We start from the raw sequence: 6,420 nt of genomic DNA on the forward strand, positions 1-6,420 counted from the left end.
GGGCCCGCATACTGCTCCCGCGGGGGCGCCTCCGGTCCGAAGCACGAACGTGCGTCTGCCCTGGCTTCCGGGGCGCAAACGCGGCCTCGGGGGAGGCCGGGGGACGGTAAGGCCGCGGGGCCGGGAGGACGTCCCGGCAGAGGTCCGCGCACTCGGGCGGACCGCCCGCCGCACGGGCCGCGCCCGCGTCAGAAGACCGGCACCACCGCGGTGATCCGCTTGCCGCCCGCGGGCAGGTCCGTCACCCGTACGTCCCGCGACAGCAGGCACACGATCGGCCAGCCGCGTCCGCCGGTGCGTCGGTGTGCCCGGAGGTCCGTGGCGGGGGTGAAGACCGGCAGCCGTTCGCTGCGGTCGCAGACGGAGACCCGTACGGCCCGTCCTTCCAGGTCCACGTCGACCCCGGTGACCCCGCCGCCGTGCAGGATGGCGTTGGTGGTCAGTTCCGAGGCGACGAGCAGCGCGTCCGAGAGCGCGTCCTCGTCACAGGGCGAGCCCTTCTCCCGGCACCACCGGTCCACCACCCGCCGTACGGCGATGCGGACGTCGGCCGGGCACCAGGGCCGCCGACCGTCGGAGCCGGTCCGGGTGTGCGTGTCGTCCGGGCCCCGGACGGGATCGGTGGCGGGTCCGGTCGGTGGCTTCGCACACATGGTCGCGCTCCCTGAGCGATCGCTTCTTCACGGCCCCGGACAGGGCTCGCGGGCGACCCGCGCCCGAGCTCCGTCCGGCCGTGGCGCCCGCCGGGGCCTGTCCGACCGTTGTCGTCGTCCGCCCGCGGGGCGGGCGGGAACGGTCGGGCAGGACCCGGGGCGTCCGGACCGGGCGCCCGCTCTCGCGCCGCCCGGAATCAGCGGATCCTTCTCTGTTCGCATGACCGGGAGGCAGGCTCGCAAACCTGTCGTTCTCCGAGTGGAGACCCCGTCATCGACGGGCCCATCGGGGGTAGTCGGGTGCCATGACGGATGTTGTGGACTCGGACGAGCTGGTGCGCCGTATGCAGCGGGCCAGGATGTGCGCCCAGCAGGAGGCGCGGACCTGGCAGGCGCGGTGCGGGGACCTGAGGGCGACCGATCCGGACGGGGCGCGCGAGGCGGCCGTGCGGACGCTGGCCTACGAGGCGGTGATCAGGGTGATGGACGAGATCCTCACCCCCGGCAGGCACCGCGGCGAGGACGGCAAGTGAAACCGGTCACGCAACCCGGTTTCCGGTACGGGGACCCGCGCTAGATGGTTTATCATTCACCTATACGTGGTGACGGAGTCGACCGTACCGTCCTCCGTGTACCACCGCGTTGAGCCCTGGCTGGCTTCCCCCGTCCAGCCAGGGCTTTTTCATGCCCGGACCAGGGCGCTCCGCCCTCCCCCGGTTGAACGGCGAGGGACGGGGTAACTGCCTCTACCACCCCCACCCACGCGTCGGGCCGACGAGCACCGGAGCCCACCCCGCCGAGGTGCCCGCGACGTCGGCAGCGGCTGAAATGGGCCTTAGGGGAAGACACCGCCGACGGTGACACTCCGCCGCGCGGCCGCCCTCCCTCCACTTCGCCGGCGAGGAGCCCCGCTCATGACCAAAGCGACAAAACTCCTGACCGCTCTGCCCCAGCCGCAGCGCCAGCGCCTGATGTCGCTCGCCCGGGAGGTCTCCTTCCCCGAGGACGCCCGCATCTTCGAGTCCGGCGGCACGGCCGACCGGTTCTGGGTGATCCGCTCGGGCGCCGTCTCCCTGGACCAGCAGGTCACGACCTCACAGCGGGTGACCGTGGCCACGCTGGGAGCGGGCGACCTGCTCGGCTGGTCCTGGCTGTTCCCGCCCTACCTGTGGGACTTCGGAGCGGAGGCCTTCAGCCCCGTACGCGCCTACGAGTTCGACGCGCAGCCCGTACGGGAGCTGTGCGACGAGGACGCCCAGCTCGGGCTGACGCTGATCCGGACGGTCGCGGAGATCCTCGCCCACCGGCTGGAGATGACCCGCACCAAACTCCTGGAGCAGTACGCGGTGCGCCGGCGCAGCGCCCTGTAGTCCACGGCGGTGTCGCGGCCCCCGGTCCCGACCCGGTCCCGTACGGCCATGGGGCGGAGCGTCAGATGCGGTAGCGGCGCAGGGCGGGTACCGCGGCGGCCAGGCCCAGCATCAGCACGACGACCAGCAGACCGCCGCCCGCGACGGCCGCGCGGGGGCCGAACGCCGCACCGGCCGTACCGTGCAGCACATCGGCGACCCGCGGTCCGCCCGCGACCACGACCGTGAAGACGCCCTGCATCCGGCCGCGCATCTCGTCGGTGGCCGCGGACAGCAGGATCGCCCCGCGGAAGACCATGGACACCATGTCGGCGACCCCGGCGGCCGCCAGGAACACCACCGCGAGCCACAGGTTGCGGCTCAGTCCGAAGCCCGTGACGGCAGCGCCCCAGGCGACGACCGAGCCGATCACCATCCAGCCGTGCCGGCGGGCCCGGGAGAACGCGCCGGAGAACAGTCCGCCGGCCACCGCGCCGACCGGGATCGCCGCGAACAGCAGACCGAGCGCGAAGCCTTCGCCCCAGGGCGCGAAGGTCTCCGCGGCGAGCTGCGGGAAGAGGGCGCGGGGCATGCCGAAGACCATCGCGATGATGTCGGCCAGGAAGGACAGCAACAGCACCTTGTGCGCGGAGAGGTAGCGGAAGCCGGCGGCGATCTCGCGCACTCCCGCACGGCGCGCCACGGCGGCGAGCGGCGGCAGCGCGGGCAGCCGCAGGACCGCCCACACCGTGACGCACAGCGCCACCGCGTCGATGAGGTACAGCTCGGGAAGTCCGATGACGGGGATCAGGACGCCCGCCAGCAGCGGTCCGACCACCTGCCCGGTCTGCATCACGGTCGAGCCGAGGGCGTTCGCCGCGGGCAGCTCGTCCGCGGGGACCAGCCGGGCGATGGAGGCGTTGCGGGCCGGGGCGTTGAGCCCCCAGAACGCCTGCTGCACGGCCAGCAGGACCATGAGCGCGGCCACCGACTCGAGTCCGACGGCGGCCTGGACCCAGAACAGCAGCGAGGTGACGGCTATGCCGCTGTTGGTGATCAGCAGCAGCTTGCGCCGGTCCACCGTGTCGGCGACCGCGCCGCCCCACAGCGCGAACACGATCAGCGGCAGCAGACCCGCGAGGCTCGCGGCCCCGACCCAGGCCGAGGAGCCGGTGATGTCGTAGATCTGCTTGGGCACGGCGACCGCGGTGAGCTGGCTGCCGACCGCCGTGACGATCGTCGACGACCACAGCCGGCGGTAGGCCGGGCGGCGCAGGGGGCGGGTGTCCATGGCCCAGCGGCGCCAGCCGCGCCGGGGCGGCGCCGGGGCGGCGGTGGGTGACTCGGTACTGCTCTCGCTGGTGTCCACGGGCTTCCTGGTTGCTCGATACATCTTTCTGGTCGGGGATCACTATCGCAGCACCGGCCGTGCCCTCGGGACACGCGATCCCGGGATCTGGGACAAGGGGCGTGCGCCGGAGGTGCTCACGAGCGGGGCGCCGGGCTGGGGGGCGTGCTCACGAGCGCGGCGGCCGGGGCGCCGGGCTGGGGGGCGTGCTCACGAGCGCGGCGGCCGGGGCGCCGGGCCCGGGGCGCGTGTTCACCAGCGCGGCACCCCGGGCGCCGGCCCCGAGGGGCGTACGCACCAGCGCGGCGGCCGGGGGGCCGGGCGCCCGAGGCCCACGGTCCGGATCAGACCGCCGCCAGCCGGGCCGCCGCGCTGTCCAGCAGCATCTCCAGCGCGGTCGGGTAGGCGCTGTCGACCATGCGGGCCGCCAGCAGCGGCGCCGCCTCCGCGATACGCGGGTGGGTGGTGGCCGGCAGATGCGCGTAGGTCGAGCGCCACCTGCCCTCGTCGGCGCGCAGCGCGGCCCGCGGCAGGGCCAGCGAGGCCGCGTCGAGGGCCGCGAAGGCGAGGGTCTGGTCGATGAAGGCGTGGTAGATGCGGACCGTCTCCGGCAGCGGGAAGCCGGCGGTGCGCAGGACGTCCAGCACGGCCTCGTCGGCGGCCAGTTCATGGGTGCGGCCGGTGACCCGGCTCGCGGTGAGCAGGGCCGCCTGCGGATGGGCGACGTACGCCGCGTGGATGCGCAGCCCCACGGCGTGCAGGTCCGTCCGCCACTGCCCGGTGGGCCGCCAGCCCCGCAGGGCCTGTCCGATGAGGGCGTCGCCGATGGCCAGGGTCAGGTCGTCCATGCCCCGGAAGTACCGGTAGAGCGTGCTCGGGTCGCAGTCCAGGGCCAGGCCGAGGCGGCGGGCGGTGAGTCCGGTGCTGCCGTGCTCGGCCAGCATCCGCAGCGCCGTGTCGACGATGAGCCGTTCGGAGAGCACGGTGCCGCTCCTGGTGGGCCTGCGCCGGCGCCGCTTGTCCTCGGGCACCACCGGTTTGGGCATCGCCGCCTCCTCGACCGCTTTCCCGTACGACCGCTCTTATGCCAACGCCATTGACCTTATGACGGCGGGAAGCGTTCTATCACCCCCGGGGCCCCTTACGTCTTTCGTTCACCCGACTCGACCGAGTCCACCGAGCCGACCTGGTCGACCGATTCGCCGCGTCGCCGCGTCCCCGCGTCGCCGATCCGCCCGGTCGTCGATGCGGGCGTGCGTCGACGCGCCGAGTCACCGAGACACCCGAGAAGGAGTCCTCGTCATGCGTGTTCTGCTTGTGGGAGCCGGCGGTGTGGGCACCGCGATCACCCGGATCGCGGCCCGGCGGTCGTTCTTCGAGGCGATGGTGGTGGCCGACCACGACCCGGCGCGGGCCGAGGCCGCCGTCGCCGCCCTCGGCGGTGACGGTACGAGGTTCCGTGCCGAGCGCGTCGACGCGGGCGACGCGGAGGCGGTGGCCGCGCTGCTGCGGCGGCACGCCTGCGACGTCCTGCTCAACGCCACCGACCCGCGCTTCGTCGAGCCCCTGTTCCGGGCGGCCCGCAGCGCCGGGGCCACCTATGTCGACATGGCGATGTCGCTGTCCCGGCCGCACCCCGAGCGGCCGTACGAGGAGTGCGGGGTCATGCTCGGCGACGCCCAGTTCGCGCAGGCGGACGAATGGGAGAAGGCGGGCGCCCTGGCGCTCGTCGGCATGGGGGTGGAGCCGGGCCTGTCGGACGTCTTCGCCCGGTACGCCGCCGACGAACTGTTCGACGAGATCGAGGAGATCGGCGTCCGGGACGGCGCCGATCTCACCGTCGACGGCCACGACTTCGCGCCGTCGTTCAACATCTGGACCACCATCGAGGAGTGCCTCAACCCGCCGGTGGTCTACGAGGCCGACCGCGGCTGGTTCACCACCGAGCCCTTCAGCGAGCCCGAGGTGTTCGACTTCCCCGCGGGCATCGGGCCCGTGGAGTGCGTGAACGTGGAGCACGAGGAGGTCCTGCTGGTGCCCCGCTGGGTCGGCGCCCGCCGGGTCACCTTCAAGTACGGCCTCGGCGAGGACTTCATCCGTACGCTGAAGACCCTGCGCCTGCTGGGTCTCGACCGCACCGAGCCGGTGACCGTGCCCGGCCCCGACGGCCCGGTCGCGGTGTCGCCGCGGGACGTCGTCGCCGCCTGTCTGCCCGACCCAGCGACCCTGGGCGAGCGCATGCACGGCAAGACCTGTGCGGGCACCTGGGTGCGGGGCGTGAAGGACGGCGCGCCGCGCGAGGTGTACCTGTACCACGTGGTGGACAACCAGTGGTCGATGGCCGAGTACGGCTGCCAGGCGGTGGTGTGGCAGACCGCCGTCAATCCCGTGGTCGCCCTCGAACTCCTGGCCGACGGCGTCTGGTCGGGCACGGGTGTCCTCGGACCCGAGGCGTTCCCTGCCGTGCCGTTCCTGGACCTGCTCACCGAGTACGGCTCGCCTTGGGGCATCCGGGAACAGTGATGTGCGCCCCGGAGGACCTCACCGCTGTTTGACGGCGCGTCGAGAGGTGACCCGCAGGCGAGTGGTTCACATTATTCCTCCACAAGCGCACACACGACCCCGATCGCAGGTGACTTCCATGGACGACTGGCGATTCCGCGCCGAGTGCCGGACCGAGGACCCCGATCTGTTCTTCCCGGTCGGCACCTCGGGGCCGGCGCTGCTCCAGACCGAACAGGCGAAGGCGGTCTGCGCGCGCTGTCCCGTCCGGGAGCGGTGTCTGGAGTTCGCGCTGGACACGGGGCAGGCCCTCGGTGTCTGGGGCGGCACGGACGAGGCGCAACGGCGCGCCCTGAAGCGCCGGTCCAACGCCCGGCGGCACTCGGGCTAGGGCGTGTTTCGAAAGTAGCGTCGTCCGCCCGAAGGGCGGGCCCGGCGGCGTCTGGTGCGTGCGATCGCAAGGCGGAGGGTCACCCCGATACTGGATGTATCGGGGTGATCCCGACAACGCGGCGAGCGCGCGTGCCAGGCGTCGCCGGGCAGACGGGACTTTCGAAACACGCCCTAG

7 protein-coding genes are annotated in these 6,420 nt (G+C 73.1%); 4 read left to right on the plus strand and 3 right to left on the minus strand.

From position 1 onward, the window contains the following. Positions 1-188 precede the first annotated feature (188 nt). On the minus strand, positions 189-653 hold the full coding sequence (locus ACZ60B_RS39265) for an ATP-binding protein (protein ID WP_469395971.1): 465 nt from the start codon (positions 651-653) through the stop codon (positions 189-191). Positions 654-958: 305 nt separating this feature from the next. Between ACZ60B_RS39265 and ACZ60B_RS39270 the strand changes: the two genes are divergently transcribed. Both ACZ60B_RS39270 and ACZ60B_RS39275 read left to right on the plus strand, forming a co-directional pair. Next, positions 959-1,186 carry a hypothetical protein gene (locus ACZ60B_RS39270; protein WP_469395973.1) on the plus strand — a complete coding sequence of 76 codons (228 nt, stop codon included), beginning with the start codon at positions 959-961 and terminating at the stop codon, positions 1,184-1,186. Between the two features lie 381 nt (positions 1,187-1,567). Beyond that, positions 1,568-2,023, plus strand: a complete 456-nt coding sequence (locus ACZ60B_RS39275; RefSeq protein WP_469395975.1) for a cyclic nucleotide-binding domain-containing protein — start codon at positions 1,568-1,570, stop codon at positions 2,021-2,023. 61 nt (positions 2,024-2,084) lie between these two features. Here the strand turns inward: ACZ60B_RS39275 and ACZ60B_RS39280 are convergent, their stop codons facing one another. After that, complete coding sequence (locus ACZ60B_RS39280; protein WP_469395978.1) at positions 2,085-3,395, minus strand: MFS transporter; 1,311 nt, start codon at positions 3,393-3,395, stop codon at positions 2,085-2,087. Positions 3,396-3,694: 299 nt separating this feature from the next. Next, the gene (locus ACZ60B_RS39285; RefSeq protein WP_469395980.1) at positions 3,695-4,396 is read right to left on the minus strand and encodes a TetR/AcrR family transcriptional regulator; all 702 of its coding nucleotides are present in this window, start codon (positions 4,394-4,396) and stop codon (positions 3,695-3,697) included. A 256-nt stretch (positions 4,397-4,652) separates the two neighbouring features. Here ACZ60B_RS39285 and ACZ60B_RS39290 point away from each other — a divergent pair, with 256 nt between their 5' ends. Together ACZ60B_RS39290 and ACZ60B_RS39295 are read left to right on the plus strand one after the other, a co-directional pair. Next, positions 4,653-5,873, plus strand: coding sequence for a saccharopine dehydrogenase family protein (locus ACZ60B_RS39290; RefSeq protein ID WP_469395982.1), 1,221 nt, complete (start codon positions 4,653-4,655; stop codon positions 5,871-5,873). A 118-nt stretch (positions 5,874-5,991) separates the two neighbouring features. Beyond that, a complete protein-coding gene (locus tag ACZ60B_RS39295; RefSeq protein ID WP_469395984.1) occupies positions 5,992-6,243 on the plus strand; it encodes a WhiB family transcriptional regulator in 252 nt (83 codons plus the stop codon). Positions 6,244-6,420 lie beyond the last annotated feature (177 nt).

Source organism: Streptomyces sp. NPDC104096, from assembly GCF_055584385.1.